Source organism: Chryseobacterium sp. SN22, assembly GCF_008329705.1.
GTDB lineage: Bacteria > Bacteroidota > Bacteroidia > Flavobacteriales > Weeksellaceae > Chryseobacterium.
In genome coordinates this window covers 83078-100435 of record NZ_VTSX01000008.1, presented here as the reverse complement: position 1 = coordinate 100435, position 17358 = coordinate 83078, and the positions used below count along the sequence as shown (strand labels likewise).

The 17358-nt window shown below is 41.0% G+C and carries 16 protein-coding genes and 1 tRNA gene; 8 read left to right on the top strand and 9 right to left on the bottom strand.

The annotated features are described in order from the left end of the window. The first annotated feature begins 70 nt into the window (after positions 1-70). The 3 genes from FY557_RS07020 (at position 71) to FY557_RS07010 (ending at position 3630) form a co-directional block, all read left to right on the top strand. Positions 71-1630, top strand: coding sequence for a sodium:solute symporter (locus tag FY557_RS07020; protein ID WP_149246570.1), 1560 nt, complete (start codon positions 71-73; stop codon positions 1628-1630). A 153-nt stretch (positions 1631-1783) separates the two neighbouring features. After that, positions 1784-2635 carry a transketolase gene (locus tag FY557_RS07015; protein ID WP_149246569.1) on the top strand — a complete coding sequence of 284 codons (852 nt, stop codon included), beginning with the start codon at positions 1784-1786 and terminating at the stop codon, positions 2633-2635. A gap of 50 nt (positions 2636-2685) precedes the next feature. After that, the gene (locus tag FY557_RS07010; RefSeq protein WP_149246568.1) at positions 2686-3630 is read left to right on the top strand and encodes a transketolase family protein; all 945 of its coding nucleotides are present in this window, start codon (positions 2686-2688) and stop codon (positions 3628-3630) included. Between the two features lie 51 nt (positions 3631-3681). On the opposite strand, the gene FY557_RS07005 is transcribed toward FY557_RS07010, so the two are convergent. The 5 genes from FY557_RS07005 to FY557_RS06985 all read right to left on the bottom strand — a co-directional run bounded on the left by FY557_RS07005 (position 3682) and on the right by FY557_RS06985 (position 10686). After that, entirely contained in the window at positions 3682-4095 is a 414-nt protein-coding gene (locus FY557_RS07005) for a nuclear transport factor 2 family protein (protein ID WP_185151670.1), read from the bottom strand. 6 nt (positions 4096-4101) lie between these two features. Continuing rightward, positions 4102-4629 carry a TetR/AcrR family transcriptional regulator gene (locus tag FY557_RS07000; protein ID WP_149246566.1) on the bottom strand — a complete coding sequence of 176 codons (528 nt, stop codon included), beginning with the start codon at positions 4627-4629 and terminating at the stop codon, positions 4102-4104. Between the two features lie 213 nt (positions 4630-4842). Continuing rightward, positions 4843-5220 carry a hypothetical protein gene (locus FY557_RS06995; protein ID WP_149246565.1) on the bottom strand — a complete coding sequence of 126 codons (378 nt, stop codon included), beginning with the start codon at positions 5218-5220 and terminating at the stop codon, positions 4843-4845. Positions 5221-5287: 67 nt separating this feature from the next. After that, positions 5288-5758 (bottom strand): Lrp/AsnC family transcriptional regulator, encoded by a 471-nt coding sequence (locus FY557_RS06990; RefSeq protein ID WP_042723244.1) that lies wholly within the window; start codon positions 5756-5758, stop codon positions 5288-5290. Positions 5759-5892: 134 nt separating this feature from the next. Continuing rightward, positions 5893-10686 carry a translocation/assembly module TamB domain-containing protein gene (locus FY557_RS06985; RefSeq protein WP_149246564.1) on the bottom strand — a complete coding sequence of 1598 codons (4794 nt, stop codon included), beginning with the start codon at positions 10684-10686 and terminating at the stop codon, positions 5893-5895. 4 nt (positions 10687-10690) lie between these two features. Here FY557_RS06985 and tsaD point away from each other — a divergent pair, with 4 nt between their 5' ends. The 3 genes from tsaD to FY557_RS06970 are packed head-to-tail and all read left to right on the top strand — an operon-like array spanning position 10691 to position 12826. Continuing rightward, positions 10691-11707, top strand: a complete 1017-nt coding sequence (gene tsaD / locus FY557_RS06980) for a tRNA (adenosine(37)-N6)-threonylcarbamoyltransferase complex transferase subunit TsaD (RefSeq protein WP_149246563.1) — start codon at positions 10691-10693, stop codon at positions 11705-11707. Further along, on the top strand, positions 11704-12114 hold the full coding sequence (locus FY557_RS06975) for a hypothetical protein (RefSeq protein ID WP_149246562.1): 411 nt from the start codon (positions 11704-11706) through the stop codon (positions 12112-12114). The genes tsaD and FY557_RS06975 overlap by 4 nt, the downstream gene beginning before the upstream one ends. A gap of 16 nt (positions 12115-12130) precedes the next feature. Then, positions 12131-12826 carry an RsmE family RNA methyltransferase gene (locus FY557_RS06970; RefSeq protein WP_149246561.1) on the top strand — a complete coding sequence of 232 codons (696 nt, stop codon included), beginning with the start codon at positions 12131-12133 and terminating at the stop codon, positions 12824-12826. On the opposite strand, the gene FY557_RS06965 is transcribed toward FY557_RS06970, so the two are convergent. From FY557_RS06965 to FY557_RS06955, 3 genes are read right to left on the bottom strand one after another with little or no spacing between them, the layout of a single operon-like run. Then, positions 12818-13690, bottom strand: coding sequence for a hypothetical protein (locus tag FY557_RS06965; protein WP_149246560.1), 873 nt, complete (start codon positions 13688-13690; stop codon positions 12818-12820). The genes FY557_RS06970 and FY557_RS06965 overlap by 9 nt on opposite strands. Beyond that, on the bottom strand, positions 13687-14118 hold the full coding sequence (locus FY557_RS06960) for a hypothetical protein (RefSeq protein ID WP_149246559.1): 432 nt from the start codon (positions 14116-14118) through the stop codon (positions 13687-13689). Before FY557_RS06960 ends, FY557_RS06965 begins: the two co-directional genes overlap by 4 nt. Continuing rightward, positions 14118-14783, bottom strand: coding sequence for a TrmH family RNA methyltransferase (locus tag FY557_RS06955; protein ID WP_149246558.1), 666 nt, complete (start codon positions 14781-14783; stop codon positions 14118-14120). Before FY557_RS06955 ends, FY557_RS06960 begins: the two co-directional genes overlap by 1 nt. Before the next feature lie 80 nt (positions 14784-14863). Between FY557_RS06955 and FY557_RS06950 the strand changes: the two genes are divergently transcribed. Together FY557_RS06950 and FY557_RS06945 are read left to right on the top strand one after the other, a co-directional pair. Beyond that, entirely contained in the window at positions 14864-15877 is a 1014-nt protein-coding gene (locus tag FY557_RS06950) for an asparaginase (protein WP_149246557.1), read from the top strand. 59 nt (positions 15878-15936) lie between these two features. Next, a tRNA-Ser gene (locus FY557_RS06945) sits at positions 15937-16023 on the top strand. 206 nt (positions 16024-16229) lie between these two features. Here FY557_RS06945 and FY557_RS06940 read toward each other — a convergent pair. After that, a complete protein-coding gene (locus FY557_RS06940; protein WP_149246556.1) occupies positions 16230-16928 on the bottom strand; it encodes a hypothetical protein in 699 nt (232 codons plus the stop codon). Positions 16929-17358 lie beyond the last annotated feature (430 nt).

The window sequence follows — 17358 nt, the reverse complement described above, 5'->3', positions numbered from 1 at the left end:
AGTTCCGGAAGGTTTTTTCTTTTCAGGCAGAAGAGAAAAAAACTATATTTGCTAAAATTTAAATTAAAGCATGAATCCCGGAACTACTCTCCTGCTGTTTGTTTTTGTCTATTTTATCGGGCTGTTGGTTATTTCCTATTTTACAAGCCGAAACTCTGATAATCAGTCGTTTTTTATCGGTAATAAAAAAAGTAAATGGTGGCTGGTGGCTTTCGGAATGATCGGGACCAGCCTGAGCGGGGTAACCTTTATTTCCGTTCCCGGAACCGTCGGTAAAATGACGGGGAGCGAGTACATCTACGGTGGCTTCGAATATTACATGATGGTGATTGGCTTTTTTATCGGGTATTTCATTGTCGCCGCGATCCTTTTACCGCTCTATTACAAGATGAATCTTACCTCGATTTATACCTATTTGGGAAAACGGTTCAATGTGGAAGCGCATAAGATCGGTTCCATCTTTTTTATTATTTCGAGAGCGATTGGGGCAACGGCAAGGTTGTATCTGGTAGTGAATGTCCTGCAGATTTTTTTACTGGAAGGGCTGGGCGTTCCGTTCTGGGTAACGGCGATGGTTCTTCTGCTGATGGTTCTTTTATATACTTTTGAAGGTGGGGTAAAGACAATTGTTATTACGGATACACTGCAGACTTCTTTCATGATCATCAGTCTGATTGCCTGTATCATTTATATTTTATCCAATTTAAATTTATCTGCGGGTGAAGCCTACGCGATTTTAGAACAGAAAAATTATACCCATTTTATCAATTTCGATCCGAATTCCAAAACCTTTTTCTTAAAAACCATTATAGGCGGAATATTCATTACCATTGCCATGACCGGCCTGGACCAGGAAATGATGCAGAAAAATATCTCGGTGGACAATCTTAAAAACTCTAAGAAGAATATGCTGACTTTCGCGGGAACCCTGCTTTTTGTCAACCTGGCCTTTCTGTTTCTGGGAGGGCTGCTCTACCTTTTTGCTTTGCAGCACGGTGCAGAATACGGACAGATCAACGGGGAAACGGTAACCAACATTTTCGGGTTTAAAGATGCCGGCGGTGAAATTAAAAACATCATGGGTGACGACCTCTTTCCGGCTTTATCGCTTCAGGGGCATTTCCCGATGATCATTTCGGTGATTTTTATCATCGGGCTGATTTCAGCCTTATTTCCTTCTGCTGACGGAGCATTGACAGCAGTTACCAGTTCGTACTGTGTCGACCTCCTGAACCTCAATGAAGACCGGAATAGGACCGAAAAAGAAAAAAAACAGCTCCGGATGAAGGTTCATTTAACGTTTACCATTGTTTTCTTTATTTTAATTATGATTTTTAAAGCACTGAACGACAAATCCATCGTTTACCTTATCATGGAAATTGCAGGTTATACCTACGGACCGCTTCTCGGACTTTTTGCTTTCGGGATATTCACAAAATTCCAGATTTCAAAAAAATATGCCATCCTGGCCGTGACCATTCTGGCTCCGGTAGCCACTTATCTGATCAACTATTTGGTAACAACTTACACCGATTACCGGATCGGCGTGGAATTAATTGTCCTAAACGGACTGCTTACCTTTATCGGACTTTGGCTGGTGCGGCAGAAATCTTATCTGAAATTGGTTTAATATCATAAATTTTGTGATTACATTTCATTTAAACCTCATATAACTTTAAAATAAATTATCCTAAAAACTAAAGTCCGGACCTGAAATCCGGGCTTTTACATTTCTTTAAGCCGGCAAAATATCGTAAATTCGCTTGCATATAAATCTTACACAATGAGTAAAAGCATCGAAGAGTTAAAATCTCTTACTACGCAAATCAGAAGAGACATTTTAAGAATGGTCCATGCTGTAAATTCCGGACACCCGGGAGGAAGTTTAGGCTGTACTGAGTTTTTCACGGCCCTTTACGGAAAAGTAATGAACTATGAGCTTCCTTTCACGATGGAAGGTAAAAACCAAGATCATTTTTATCTTTCGAACGGACATATTTCTCCGGTATTCTATTCGACCCTGGCCAGATTCGGATTTTTTCCGGCGGACGAGCTGAAAACTTTCAGAAAGCTGGATTCCAGATTACAGGGGCATCCGACTACCCATGAAGGGCTGCCGGGCATCAGAGTAGCATCCGGATCTCTAGGACAGGGGCTTTCGGTGGCTTTAGGCGTTGCCCAGGGGAAGAAGCTGGACGGAGACCACTCTTTGGTGTATACTTTACAGGGAGACGGGGAATTGCAGGAAGGCCAAAACTGGGAAGCTTTTATGTATGCTGCCGGAAAAAAAGTTGATAATATTATTTCTACTATCGATTATAATGGTCAGCAGATTGACGGAAGTACGGATAATGTACTGAACCTGGGCAATCTTCACGCCAAGCTGGAAGCGTTCGGATGGACGGTTCTTGAAGAGAAAAACGGAAACGATCTGGAAGCAGTGATTGCCATTCTTGAAAAAGCGAAAACAGAAACGGGGAAAGAGAAACCAGTGGCGATCATTCTTCATACCCAGATGGGTAATGGAGTGGATTTCATGATGGGATCCCACGCATGGCACGGAAAAGCACCTAGTGACGAGCAGCTGGAAACTGCTATTAAGCAACTGTACCTTGAAGCTCCTGCCGATTATTAACAGTAAGTAATTAATAATCAGTAATCTTTTAATAAATAATTTAGAACAAAATGAAATTTACATATACAGAAAAAAAAGATACGCGTTCAGGTTTCGGTGCCGGACTGGCAGAACTTGCTGATAAAAACCCTGATGTTGTTGCGCTTTGTGCAGACCTTATCGGTTCCTTGAAAATGGAAAAGTTCATCGAAAAGGCTCCGGAAAGATTCTTTCAGGTAGGTATCGCTGAAGCCAATATGATGGGGCTTGCTGCCGGGCTAAGCATCACGGGAAAAATTCCTTTTACGGGAACTTTTGCGAACTTTTCCACTTCAAGAGTGTACGACCAGATCCGTCAGTCCATCGCCTATTCCAACAAAAATGTGAAGATCTGTGCATCCCATGCCGGTCTTACGTTAGGAGAAGACGGGGCTACCCACCAGGTTCTGGAAGACATCGGGATGATGAAGATGCTTCCTGGAATGACGGTGATCAACCCTTGCGATTACAACCAGACCAAAGCGGCGACCCTGGCTATTGCAGACCATGAGGGTCCGGTATACCTTCGATTCGGAAGACCGGTGGTTCCTGTTTTTATTCCTGAGGATATGCCGTTTGAGATCGGAAAGGGAATTCTGCTGCAGGAAGGGACGGATGTAACAATTGTTGCCACCGGCCACCTGGTTTGGGAATCTCTTATTGCTGCAGATGAGCTTGAAAAAGAAGGTATTTCATGTGAGGTAATCAACATCCATACAATTAAGCCGCTGGACGAAGAAATTATCCTGAAATCGGTTGAAAAGACCGGGAAAATCGTAACGGCTGAGGAACACAACTACCTTGGCGGTCTGGGTGAATCCATTGCCGGAATGCTGGCCAGAAAAAGACCGACCCGGCAGGAATTTGTAGCGGTAAACGATACATTCGGGGAATCTGCTACGCCTGCAGAACTAATGAAAAAATACAAAATCGATTCTGCTGCAGTGAAAGAAGCGGTGAAGAGAATTTTGGCTTAATTTTCCGAAAAAATATAATGAAAGCATCCTTTATAAAAGGATGCTTTCTTTTTATCTGAACTTTCTGTCTTCTTCGTTTATCGCTAAATCATTTATGCTGGCAAATCTTTTTTTCATCAAGCCGTTTTCATCAAATTCCCAGTTTTCATTCCCATAGGCACGAAACCAGTTTCCTTCTTTATTTTGATATTCGTATTCAAAACGAACAGCAATACGATTGTCTGTATGGGCCCAGTATTCTTTTTTTAATGTATAGTTCAGCTCCCTCTCCCATTTTTTTGAAAGAAATTTCACTATTTCCTGCCTTCCGCTGACAAACTGATCTCTATTTCTCCATTCACTATCGGTAGTATAGGCTTTAGAAATTCTCTCAGGATCCTGGCTATTCCAGGCATCTTCTGCCAGTTGAATTTTTTCTAAAGCGGTTTCGAATGTAAAGGGCGGAAGTGGGTGTTTCTGTTCCATAATTTTTTATTTAATTAGTTGGTTGATGATTTTTTTTGATTTTTCGATGAGTTCGTTCGACCTGAAAAGCTGGCTTTCTATAATACTGCTTTCAAATAACAGATAAATATGATCCGCAAGGTCTTTATCTTTCAGTAATTCTGAAAAATAATTTCTCAAATCTGCCTTATGATGCTGTATCACATTTAAAATCTTGACATTATCCGCCGGAATTTCAGATAAAATATTCAGGAAGCTGCAACCTCTGAAGTTTTCTTTCTGATTCATATAGATTAGAAAGTCAAAAGAAGAAACAATAGTTGATTTCGCATCTTTATCTTTTGAAATGAATTGATGCAATTCTTTAAACCAAAAGTCGTGTCTTATTTTTAAAAATTCTACACACAAATCTTCTTTAGACCTAAAATATTGGTAAAAGCTGGCCCGGGCTACATTCGCTTCGGAGATAATCTGATTAATCCCTGTTGAATTATATCCCTGTTTTGTAAAAAGCTCAAATGTCGTAGTAATAATTCTTTCTTTTGGCGACAGCATATTCATGTATTTAACAGGACAAAGATACAATAAGTTTTGAATACAGACAGACCTGTCTGTCTATTGTAATTTTAGGAAATATCTATGATTAATTACCTATCTGCTGTGTTTACACCCGATCTTGCTTTAAATAAAAAAACGGACTAAAGTCCGTTCATATCATTAAAATGCCGTAATATCTGAATATTATTTTCAGTTGATTTAAATAAAATATTATCTGAAAAATTTCCATTTCGGAATAATCGCCAGCATTCCGAACCCGGTGAAAAGGAACAGATTAGTAACATCTGTATACAGGAAAGTAGACAGGTAATAACTGTGCATAAAGAAATGCAGAATCAGCAGGGCAGGAAAAGAAAAGATCCCGATCTTTCTGTAGAAAAACATCAGGACAAGACTTAATACCATTAAAGCATCAACAGTGAAGATCACAAAAAAGTACCATCTTGGTATATGCAGGTATTCATGCTGGAGATATTCGTCCAGATCGATGCCGAATCCCATTACTGTAAATAATAATAAAGCGGCAAAAGCCAGAATAAATCCCCATCCTTTCTTCGGATCCTCGTCAAAATAGCTGTATTCTTCCATAAGTACAAAAATAAAGAACTTATGAGAGATTTCATAAGTTCTTTAGTATAATTCGTTTAAAATTTGCTTAAATCGAGATCGCGTTGATCAATCTGTTTTTATCGCTTAAGTACTCTTCCATAGAAATCATACTCTCCGTTCTCATGACATCCTGAATATCATCGATCTGGTAAATAATTCTTTTGGCATCTTCCGTATTCTTCGCTCTTACCTTGCAGAAAATATTATATTTCCCTGAAATAACGCTGGCTTCAATTACGTTAGGAATGCTTGTCAACTCCTTCAATACCTCTTGTGTACGGTTGGATTTCGTTAATAAAATTCCGATAAAAGCCGTAAAATGATAGTCCAGCTTTCCATAATCGATGTTAAGAGATGATCCCAAAATAATACCCGCATCCTCCATCTTTTTCACTCTTACGTGAATTGTACCTGCAGAAACATCCATCTGCTTTGCAATTTCTGTAAAAGGCATTCTTGTGTTCTCTACTAAGAAATCAAGAATTTTCTTGTCTATTTCGTCCAGTTGATAGTTCATATTAGTTAAATTACAATTTCTTTAAAAAAACAATGTATTTTTTGCAAATTTATAAAAAATAATTTAAGTAAAAAAATTATCTTAAACATTAACAATAATTAACACAGATGATAAAAATCATTAAAAAATCAAAATTATTTTCCGTCTGATTTTATAGAATCTGTTTTTATTTCTTTTTGAGAATCCTGGACTTTTTTGTCTTTTTTCTTCTTTTTGAAGAAAGAATTAAAGCTCTTCGTCCATACAATACCTCCACCATAAGCCTGATTGGCAGTACCGTTTGAGCCTGCACCATTTACCAGCCCGATATTGGACGGTTTGGAATATCCGCGCAGCATCAGGGTTCCATCGTTTTTCTTGGAAATATCATACTCGATCGTCCCTTCACCGGATAAATAATTGGTATCCGTATTTTCAGTTTTTGTTAAAGGAATTCCCAGCCCTGTTTTTACCTTAATTCTTGGGGAAAGGGCAAAGCTTACGCCTGCATTGGCCCGGTCTCCGACATTGGAATACTGGTCTCCTTTTACATAATTCAGATCGATCTGGAACTCGTTACTCATGGCATTCAGTACTGACCCGAGCTGTTTCAGGAGAATATTGTATCCCTGGTTCTGTGCCACATCACCTACATTAACGTCTACCCCGCCGGTATTGGAAACATTGAAACTGTTCAGCAGCAGTACCGAACCGAATTGAAGAACTTTTTCACCTTCCTGGCTCATTTTGGCTGCTAAAGTTTCCTTAACCTGGCTGGAAACATCCAATGCGGTTACATTCAGGTCGATTTTCGGATCCGTCAAAGACTGGGTGATATTCGCCTGAAGCAAGATACTGATCGGCTGCAGGCTGCCCATATTCAGGTACTCTCCTGCATTGGAAACCATCCTTACATAATTGGCCGTGATGTCAAGTGCCGGTTTCATGGCATCGCCGTCCCAACGGATGCTGCTTCCTTTTTCAATCTGGAAGGTCTTGTTCAGGATCGCTTTGGAAACAAAAGTTCCGTTATCGACCTTATAGGCTCCGTTCATCGCAATATTTCCCTGACGGCTCATCTGGAAATGAAGCTTTTCAGCGGCTCCTTTTACCGTGATATTTCCTACATCATCTCCGATGAGCACGTTTACGGTAGTTCCTTTATCCACATCCAGTGCAAAATCGATATTCATATTGGCACCAGTCTTCTTTTTATCATCCAGGGTAACCAGCCCGTCTTTTCCTTCTTTCAGAAAGCGCAGCATTTTAAATTCTTCTACATTCGAAGTTGATCCGGAGTTGAAGGTAAAAGTACTTCCGTTCAGGGCTTTCATATTCGGGGTGGTAATGCTTAATCCCGAAACCGGCCCGTCTACATAGAGATCTCCCTGTCCATACACCCTGCCCCAGAACAGGTCGTAATCTTTCTGGGTGGTGTTCAGCACCAACAGATTATCAGCCCGCATGACGAGGTTGACGCCCATTGAAGAAAGGGTCTCAAACTGGATCGCACCTGAAATATTTCCTTTGGAATTCGTTCTTCCGTCATGAACTTCAATATTGTTAAGAATCGCCAGGCCTTTCGTTAAAGGAATAACCGTATCATCGAAAGAATAATCCACTCCCGTAAACAAAAGCTTCAATCCGAAACCTTTCAGACCTATATCGCCGCTGTAATCCAGGTTGCTGAATTTACCGGCAATTTTAAGATCTCCGGTGGCTTTTCCTCTTAAATTCCCGAACACTGTCGTTACAAACTGCTGGGCAAAAGCTACATCAAAATCCCTCATTTCCGCCGTCAGATCGATCGTCGGTGAGGCAGTGTTGTTATTCACCGTCCCGGTTACATGAAGGCTATTGTTTCCGATAACCCCTGCCGAATTTACTTTGATGTCGACATCATAAACATTCAGTGAATAACTGTTTGTTGCGGAAATCGTGATATCGCCCATATCGTTTCCGTTCATCATGATATCATCGATCGTCATGTCCACCAACGGCTGAAGGGTATTTTTATCCATTCTGATCTTCACACTTCCGTTGGCCAGGCCTTTAATGTTCATGGTATTTCCGCCGGCCTGCATCTCCAGCAGCTTTTCAATGGCAAAATTATCCACTTCGGCATCTACATAGAAATCTTTAACGGATTTGAACTGGGCATCTTTTATAAACAGAGCACTGTTTTCCGAATAAATCCTCAGGTTCTGAATATCAAAATCCCCTTCTTTTTTACGGTATGTGATGGAATGATTCAGTTCCGGGCTGGTATCGATCGCCCAGGTTACGTTGTTGAACTTCACTTCCGTCGGCTCAAACCTGAATATAAAGTCCCCGCCTGCATTGGTAGACTGATTGACATTAACGGCATATTGCTTCAAATTATCGTCCAGTTCGTCTTCAGGACTTCCATGGCTGAATTTTGCCGCCAGATGCAGAACAGTATTGTTTTCATTTCTTCCGCTTAAGGTAATATCTTTAAGTACATTTTTATTATATAAAACCCTGCTTATTTTCGCATAGATCTGTTCGTCGAGATTGGCCGTATTGATCCGGACCACCATACTGTCTATCATTGCGCTGTCGCGGGTAATATTGTTCCTGTTGATCTGATAGTCGGGATTTGCGGCAGCCAAAGCTTTATCGGCCTCCGTGATATCCTCTGTTTTGGTCATGATGTATTTCAGGGAAGCGGCATCAAGATTCAGGATCAGGTTGTTTGAGTTTCCGTCATACTGTCCTTCCACTTTTGCACCCTGAGGAATTTTCAGGTCAGGCAGGAAATAACTTACCAATCCCTGCTGCACATCAAAATCCATGGTGAAATTCTGCCCTCTGTATATTCTTCTCGGCGCAGGGCCAACCAGGATTTTATTGAGTCCGTTTTCCACCATTCCGGCAAGATCGCCCAGGTTGTATCTTCCTGAAATTTTTCCGTTCACGGCTCCCGGAGCATCCACATCAATAACACGTCCGCCGTTTTCAATAAAGGTCTTCACTTTAGCACTCGGAATGGAATATTTCTGAGTAGCCGTAGCGAAATTAATGCTGCTGGCCTCCACGTCCAGGGTAAGGTCATTGATCGAAGACATTGCCATTTTCCCGTTCACCTTTCCGCTGACAATCTGCTTTCCGGGTTTACCGGTAAAATAATTCATGTTTAAATAATCAACATCCGCGTTTACATTCATGGAAACCCGGGAAGTACTGAAATCGATCAGTCCTTTGACGGTGGCTTTTGCCTGCTCATCATTAACCGTAATGAGTCCGTTGTATTTTTTATGATCCAGTAAACCGTCCAGATAAAGATTGTTGATCTCTTTGTTCATGATTTCAATACTGGAGATGTGCGACTTTGTTGTCAGCCTCATGGTATTCACATCGAAGCTCTGGCCGTTGATATTGAAATTCCCTGAAATCAGCCCTACGGTTTTATTTTTGGTAATAACCGATGTATTCAGATCTTTTACCTCTGCAATTCCGGCGTACTTCGGCAGGGACGAACTGTAATCCGTTAAAGAAAAATTCGTGATTCTCGCCTGTCCGATTCCAGTCATCAGGTTTCCTTTTGAAACATATACCCTGTTCGGATTTACACTTGCCGTTCCATTGTATTTCAGCTTTCCGAAATCATCGGCGAAGTTCTTCATTTTCGTTGAAATGAAGGTAGGCATCATCGCTTTCAGATCCTTATAGGTAAAATCGGCAGAAAGGTCATTGGTTTCAATTAAAAAATCTCCTTTCAGCAGCCTGTTTACCTTCATGGCTTTCGTTGCAATATTTACGTCAGGATTGCGGATAAGGAAATTATCCAGCTTAAAATTATTTAGCGGCCCCGTCATTTTTCCGGAAACGTTGAAGGGTTTGAAATTATCCCAATTCGTCACAAAATAGCTGATATCGTATCCGCTCAGCTGGCTGCCCAGCGTCAGGTCCATATCCCATTTCACCTTATCCGCAAAATCGGACCACGAACCGTCGTCATGAAGATTGAACTTAATATCGCCCTGCAAAAGGGAGTGATCGGTATTTAAAGTTAGGCCTTTCAAAAAGAGATAATCCGGCGTCATGGAAAGCTCCGTGGAGAACGTATCCACAAAATGCGGTTTGCCCCACCTTGTTGTGGTAAAGGTCATGTTGTTGATCTGTGCTGAAATATTTCTTCCGTTGACTTTTACATTCGGAGCAATAAGATTAAAATTCGTAGCCGTCAGCCACTTTCCTTTTTCGCCCGGGGAATTCAGGTTGACGATAGACACTTTGGAATCCAGGATCTGCAGCCTAGAATCCAGCTGGAAAGGCGGCTTGTTGGGGTCTTTTTTCTTCCCGCTGTCGAATAGTTGAGTAAACCGGATGAAATTGGAGATGCTGTCCCCTTTATAAGTAATGACTTTTACGTCGGCATTTTTCAGTGTCAGGGAATTAAAAAGTAAGGAATTGTTTTTAGTAATATTGGAAGCCAGGGAAAACCAGTTGGAATTGGCAATAAATTCTTTCGACTGAATAAAATCATAGCCTTTGTAATCTTTGATCTTAAGGCCTTTGATCTTCACGTTCCCAAAAAAGTTTACCTCAACGCTTTCCGTTGACATCTGCGCTTTGAAATCCCGGTTTACAACCTGCAATGCCTGGTCTGCGGCCCACTGTTTGGTTACCGGAAGATTGATCGCGATAAAAATTGCTGCAACAAGGCCGAGACCCAGCCAGAAGAGAATCAGCAGAAGCCTGGCCCACCAGGAATAGCTGGTAACATCTTTTACGGCCTGCTTCCCGAATTCTTCGGCTGTTTGTACAGGGTGGTTGATCGCATCCGAAGCCAGTTCCGATGCCTCCTTTACCGTTTCCTTTACGGCACCTCCTGCATTTTCAACGGCTTTCTGTACCTGATCCCCCAAGTTCCCAGCTACCGATTTTTTATTCCCATTCTCGTTATTATTCTCTAACTTTGCCATTATTATGAGCGACTCTATAATTTTAGGTATTGAATCGTCCTGTGACGACACCTCAGCAGCTATCATCAAGGGAAATTCTATTCTGTCGAATATTGCAGCCAACCAGGCGATCCATAAAGAATATGGCGGTGTTGTTCCCGAACTCGCCTCGCGTGCACATCAGCAAAATATCATTCCCGTTGTTGAAAAATCTTTATCCCAAGCAAATATACAACAAAATGCTATTTCTGCGATAGGATTTACGCGCGGACCTGGACTTTTAGGGTCTCTTCTTGTCGGCACTTCTTTCGCTAAATCCCTGGCAATGAGTCTGGACGTTCCGCTTATTGAAGTAAACCATCTCCAGGCGCATATTTTAGCGCATTTCATCGAGGATGCAAATCCTATGCCGCCAAAATTCCCTTTTCTGTGTCTTACGGTGAGCGGAGGACATACGATGATCGTGCTGGTAAGAGATTATTTCGACATGGAAATTATCGGGAAAACCATCGACGATGCTGCAGGAGAAGCTTTTGATAAAATCGGTAAAATTTTCGACCTGGATTATCCGGCCGGCCCGATTATCGACCGGCTTGCCAAAGAAGGAAATGCTGACGCCTTCCAGTTCAGCAAGCCGAGAATGGAACAGTATGATTATTCTTTCAGCGGCATCAAGACCTCGGTGCTGTATTTTATTCAGAAAGAAGTGCGGAAAGATTCGGATTTTGTAAAGAATAATATCTATGATCTGTGCGCTTCCGTTCAGAAAACCATTATTGAAATCCTGATGAACAAGCTGGAAAAGGCAGCAAAGGATTTAGAAATTGCAGAGATTGCTATTGCCGGCGGCGTTTCTGCCAATTCAGCCTTGAGAAAAGCCATGCAGGACAATCACGGCAAACTGGGCTGGAATATTTACATCCCGAAATTTGAATATACAACCGATAATGCGGCCATGATTGCCATGGTAGCCCAACTGAAATTCGAGAGGGGCGAATTTACCGATCTGAGAACGACGGCAACAGCAAAATACGATTTATGAAAATATTATTAGAAGAAAAAGTCCTGGGAACCCATTCTAAGAAAAACTCAAAATACTATTGGGTATTAGAAACAGTGACAGGAAAAAATGAAATGACGGAAACCTCTGAAGAGGAAGATTATTTAATGATAAGTTCAGAAACCGGGTATGTCCAGAACATCAAGGAAGAGATCGTAGAAAAAATCAATTCGGAAAATGTATTCAGTTTCCCTTATGAACCCAAGGAAGGGGATTATTTATCCATCAAAAATAATTTAAGGAAAAATGAATACCTGAATTTAATCTTTATGAACAATAAGTGGGTTGAAGAAATTTACGCCTGTTCATACAGAGACTGTGAGGGTGATGTTTACACTACCATAAAAACCGGTGTGGCATTTCTGAGCGAGAATGAGGTTATCTTTTAAAACGAATACATTTTATATGAAACTTTTTTACGGCGAAATCAGGGGAAATCAGGTACAGATCAACGATGAAGAACAACAGCACATCGTAAAGGTTCTCCGGATGAAGAACGGTGAAGAGATCCACGTTACCGACGGAAGAGGAAACCTGGCTTCCGGAATCCTGATAATCGAAGGCAAAAAAGCCAATATGGAAGTAACAGAGATTAAGAACCAGCTTCCCGGTTTCAGCCCAAAACTCCATATCGCCATTGCGCCCACTAAAAATATCGACCGGATTGAATTTTTTATTGAAAAAGCCGTTGAAATGGGCATTTCGGAAATCACCCTGTTGCAGACCGAAAAAACAGAACGTAAAAATGTGAATATCGACAAGCTCAGGAAGCAGGCGGTTTCCGCTTCCAAGCAGAGCCTGCGGTTTCATTTCCCGATGATCAATGACATTGTTAAAATTCAGGATTTCCTTAAAAATACGGATCCCGGCACTACTTTCGTTGCCCATTGCCATGAAAACCTGGAAAGGATGGATTTGAAAAAGATCCCGAAACTTGAGAACCTTACTTTCCTGATCGGGCCGGAGGGGGATTTTTCAGAAAAAGAAATTTCTTTTTTATCCGAAAAAAATATCCGGGCGGTCTCTTTAGGGCATCAAAGGCTAAGAACGGAAACAGCGGGCATTTTTGTGGCGGCATGGAATTACTTTCAGCTAAGCTGATTTCTGAAGCCATGAAGTCTTTTTCAAAAACCTGCTGATCCACAGATAAAAAATATGGTAAGGAAAAAGAACGATCAAAACGAAATTTTTAGCATCCCTGAAATCGGCCAGAACAAAGAAATCGGTGTACAGATGAAAAATATATAGGAATACCATAATGAACGTTAAATACTTCCTGCTGAAAGCACCCAGAAAACTTGATGCCTGAATTATAATGGCAATTATAGTCACTGGTACCCAAAGATTTTCATATTGATAAAGATGAAGCATCCATTCCGGGACTTTTACATCAGCCATCCAGTAATTATCCAGAGTATTGATTTTCGCGGCGTTTTTATCCAACCAGGTAAGCTTACCGGAATTTTTGATCACATTTTTGGCAATTCCTAAAAATTTGGAAAATCCGGCCAGGCTGTAAGTGGTTAAAATCCCCAAATAAAAATACTGCACCCACCAGTAATCTTTTTCCTGTTTCATTTTACCGGGCAAGAGAAATATCGCCATAAAGTAACCGATAACAACGAGATGATTGTTATGCCCGACACTGAAGTTCAGGGAGATCGGAAAATTAATAACGGCCATCAACAGAAAGATGCAGAAATTAAGCAGGATACTCTGCCTGAACCAGGTAATAACCAGCAGAACACCACATAATAACAATAAAGTAGCGTATAAAAAAAGATTAGGATATTCCGGAAAAATAAACTTCTGAATATCCAGAAAGGGCTCGTAAATTTCCTTTGGCCATAGGCTGATTCTCCTGTACTCCAGATATTGTCTCAAAAGCCAGTAGACCCCAAAGATCCGCATGGCATAGTAGGCTATTGTGTAATTAAAAACCGTAAGTTGCTTGTAGTTCATCATAAGGTACTGATCAGTGTCTTTTTTACGCTAAAAGAGGGTTTTCCTAAATCCTGCGGATGAAAACTTTCTTTGTATAGCAACAGACGATTATAATCCGGACGATAGCTTTTCATAAAAATTCTCATCTTTCTTACATTCTCCGTCTTTTGCTTATCATGTTCAATCTTTTTTCCATAAAAACCTATGATCAATGCCAGATTGTTTTCATCATAGATGGTTGTAGGCTGATAAGCCACTCTTATCGTATCTTTTCCCACAACCCTGTAAATCCGGTAGTATTCTTCGGTATCTTCACTTCCGCTGGGGCTCGTAAAAAGTTTCCAGCTGAAGAAAGGATAGATTTCTTTCCCTCCTTTTTCTATCAGATATAAAGAAGTTAATGCTAAAAGTAGAGAGATCCAGTAAAGATATCGGGTGTATTGTTGCATCAGACTATTCTTTTAGATAAATAATGCTGTAGGATTTCCTCTCCGCTCCTGATGGAATTCACAGCCCAGCGGATTTTCATTTTCATAAGCTTTTCTTCATTTAATTTATAACCGATATTTGATCGGATCAGCTTTTGTTTCAGTTCGTACATACAGATGGATGCGGCTACGGATACGTTGAAGCTTCTGGTAAAGCCGTACATCGGTATCGCGAGGGTTTCATCAGCAAAATCAAGGATTTCTTTGGAAACGCCCTCCATTTCGGTTCCGAACACCAAAGCTACCGGCTCGGTAATCTCATAATCCGGGAGCATCGTCGCATTGTTCTCCAGTGAAACGGCCAGGATTTTATAGCCGCGGTTTCTGATTTCCTGAAAAGATTCCATGTTTCTGGGAAGCTTTTCTACCTCCACCCAGGTATCGGCGCCTTTGGTTACGCGAAGATTCGGTTCAAAGCTGTATTCTTCCTGTAAGGCCACCACTTTATGAAAGCCGCAGGCTTCCACAGAACGTACTATGGCCGCCGCATTCCGGAACTGGTAGATATCTTCTACCACAGGCAGCACAAAATCCGAGCTTTCCTGTGAGAAATGTTCTATTTTGCCCAGTCTTTCTTCCGTTAAAAACTGTTTTAAATACTCAAAGGTCTGTACTAAATCTTTCATCCGTTTTCAAATCTTTGCAAATTAACGTAATTTTGAGGAATCCTTCCGAACGGAGGTGAAAATTCTAATAAAGTTCCTGTATGAAACGAAAAGTCCTGTTGATATATACCGGTGGAACCATCGGTATGGAAAAAGATTATGAAACCGGCAGCCTCCGCGCCTTTGATTTCGGAAATATTTTTGAGAAAATGCCCGAAATGAAGCTGATGGAATGCGAAGTTTTTGTACATCCTTTTGAAAAACCGCTGGACTCTTCGGATATGGGTCCGGCAGAATGGAAGGTGATCGCCCACTACATCCGTAAAAATTATGATGAATTCGACGGATTCCTGATTCTCCACGGAACGGATACCATGTCTTACACTGCTTCTGCCTTAAGCTTTATGCTGAAAGGACTGACCAAACCGGTGATCTTAACCGGCTCACAGCTGCCGATCGGTGATCTGCGGACCGATGCCAAGGAAAACCTGCTGACCAGCCTGTATTACGCCAGCCTTTATGAGGAGGATAACGCCGCCATCCGGGAAGTAGCCATTTATTTTGAATACAAACTGCTGAGAGGAAACCGTACGCTTAAATATTCGGCGGAGTATTTTGACGCTTACGCCAGCCCGAATTATCCTATCCTCGGGCAATCGGGAGTTCATTTAAATATCATTAAAGAAAATCTTTACCGGCCGAATCCTGAGATTCGGTTTCATGTGGACGACCATATTTCAGAGGATATTATTTTCTGGAGAATTTTTCCGGGAATGAATCTCAGTCATTTCAAGGAAATCCCAAAAATGAAAGTGCTGATCCTACAGGTTTTCGGTTCAGGAACCATTTTCAGCAGCGAAAAAACTGTGGAAACCTTACAGCAGATTCGAAACAACGGGACCGAGATTGTGGTGGTAAGCCAATGTATTTCAGGAGGAATCTCGTTCGGCAAATATGAGAACAGCAATATTTTCTCACGGATCGGTGCCATCAGCGGAAAAGATATGACCGCTGAAAGTGCCATTACCAAAGCGATGCACCTCATCGACAATCCCAATTATTACGGAAGCTTCGCAGAGAACTTTTCACGCAGTCTTTGCGGAGAAATTTCATAATAATTTCGTTTTGGGTTTGCATATTAAAAAAATTATTGTACTTTTGCAATCTCAAACATAGAGAGGTGTCCGAGTGGTTGAAGGAGCTACCCTGGAAAGGTAGTATACGGGTAACTGTATCGAGGGTTCGAATCCCTTCCTCTCTGCAAATCAAAGTCTTAGGTTTTTAATCTAAGACTTTTTTTATTACTAATTTCACAGGTTTTCGAAAACCTGTGAGGTTTCCACAACAGAATGATCTTTTTTATCACTAAAAATCCCGGCCTGAAAGACCGGGATGAGGTTTGAAAAGAGTACCAACTAATTTTCAAACGATTGAGCTATATGATGAATGTGAATGTCGGGTGGAAAATCAGTTGCACATCGTCAGAAACTGATGGCTCATCTGAACCTTGAACTTAGCTTCCGATTTCAGTTTGAAATACAGCATGCTTTCAAAAGCCCGGACTTCTTTCAGTTTGTGGTCGATAAATTCCGCGATCTGAACCACAGAGAAAAGAAAATCCCTGTAAACGGCAATATTTACGGTCTGTCCATGTACCGGAAGATAGGCCTTCAGAAAAGGAAGGGTCGACTGGTGTTTATGGTAATCCACACAGTAGCCGGCGCCTTCACGGGAAGTAATGATCTCACGCTGATTCATGAGCTCCAGGATGTTTCCCGTGTCCTTTATATTGTTTTTAACAAGATGGCGGTTGATCTTGTCCAGAATGTGCTGGGCGTATTCCATCATGGTAACGGTTTTCCATTCAAATTGATGGCTGATGGCTTTCGTACTTTTAGCAGACTTCTTTTTTTCGCAGGTAGTGGTACAGAAAGAAATCCCGATTTTGTCGTAATAAGGAAAAAAGCAGTCTTTGATCTGAATCGAAGCATCGGCCTGCAGCCTGTCGTTGGTAAAATTGTAATACAGATAAGGACTGTATAATTCAGAAAGGGCTTTCAGATAGTCGGTTTCGCTGGCGTTATGATATTCTTCAAACCATTTCTCTAGATTGTCGTAATAGTATTTTTCAAATTCATTAAAGCTTAAATATAAGGGCAGTTCCATAACTCTGTTTTTTGATGAAACAAAGCTATACCGCTAATGCGTCAAAACTTGACGTGTTATTTTTTATTTTCAATTTTTTTTATAATCTCTGTTAAAGGCTGGATCCTTCGACTGCTTCGCGCTCAGGATGACAGTACTGGATAATATCAATAGTCAGGATTTATAAAGATAGAACTCCCCGGAGTTCCGGTGTTGTGGAATTATGATGATCTGCTACAGATGTTGCTTCTACAGAGCAAAGTCAGCAACGGATCAATTAATCTCACATGAATTAAAAGCCTGTTTAAGTTTAGCCTTTTTTTAACTATTAAGAAGTTAATATATTTTGGCCTGGAAAAATCAATGTACTGGTTTTTTTACTTATTCAATTAATTAACTGAAATCACCGTATTAAGATAAAGAATAAACAAAGTTTATTTTAATTCAGAAA

Excerpts from the sequence above, each read along its gene's own strand:
- FY557_RS06985 (WP_149246564.1), bottom strand. The coding sequence starts at position 10,686 with ATGGCAAAGTTAGAGAATAATAACGAGAATGGGAATAAAAAATCGGTA.
- FY557_RS06975 (WP_149246562.1), top strand. The coding sequence starts at position 11,704 with ATGAAAATATTATTAGAAGAAAAAGTCCTGGGAACCCATTCTAAGAAA.
- FY557_RS07020 (WP_149246570.1), top strand. The coding sequence starts at position 71 with ATGAATCCCGGAACTACTCTCCTGCTGTTTGTTTTTGTCTATTTTATC.
- FY557_RS06970 (WP_149246561.1), top strand. The coding sequence starts at position 12,131 with ATGAAACTTTTTTACGGCGAAATCAGGGGAAATCAGGTACAGATCAAC.
- FY557_RS06960 (WP_149246559.1), bottom strand. The coding sequence starts at position 14,118 with ATGCAACAATACACCCGATATCTTTACTGGATCTCTCTACTTTTAGCA.
- FY557_RS07010 (WP_149246568.1), top strand. The coding sequence starts at position 2,686 with ATGAAATTTACATATACAGAAAAAAAAGATACGCGTTCAGGTTTCGGT.
- FY557_RS06990 (WP_042723244.1), bottom strand. The coding sequence starts at position 5,758 with ATGAACTATCAACTGGACGAAATAGACAAGAAAATTCTTGATTTCTTA.
- FY557_RS06955 (WP_149246558.1), bottom strand. The coding sequence starts at position 14,783 with ATGAAAGATTTAGTACAGACCTTTGAGTATTTAAAACAGTTTTTAACG.
- tsaD (WP_149246563.1), top strand. The coding sequence starts at position 10,691 with ATGAGCGACTCTATAATTTTAGGTATTGAATCGTCCTGTGACGACACC.
- FY557_RS07005 (WP_185151670.1), bottom strand. The coding sequence starts at position 4,095 with ATGGAACAGAAACACCCACTTCCGCCCTTTACATTCGAAACCGCTTTA.
- FY557_RS06950 (WP_149246557.1), top strand. The coding sequence starts at position 14,864 with ATGAAACGAAAAGTCCTGTTGATATATACCGGTGGAACCATCGGTATG.
- FY557_RS06965 (WP_149246560.1), bottom strand. The coding sequence starts at position 13,690 with ATGATGAACTACAAGCAACTTACGGTTTTTAATTACACAATAGCCTAC.
- FY557_RS07015 (WP_149246569.1), top strand. The coding sequence starts at position 1,784 with ATGAGTAAAAGCATCGAAGAGTTAAAATCTCTTACTACGCAAATCAGA.
- FY557_RS06940 (WP_149246556.1), bottom strand. The coding sequence starts at position 16,928 with ATGGAACTGCCCTTATATTTAAGCTTTAATGAATTTGAAAAATACTAT.
- FY557_RS07000 (WP_149246566.1), bottom strand. The coding sequence starts at position 4,629 with ATGCTGTCGCCAAAAGAAAGAATTATTACTACGACATTTGAGCTTTTT.
- FY557_RS06995 (WP_149246565.1), bottom strand. The coding sequence starts at position 5,220 with ATGGAAGAATACAGCTATTTTGACGAGGATCCGAAGAAAGGATGGGGA.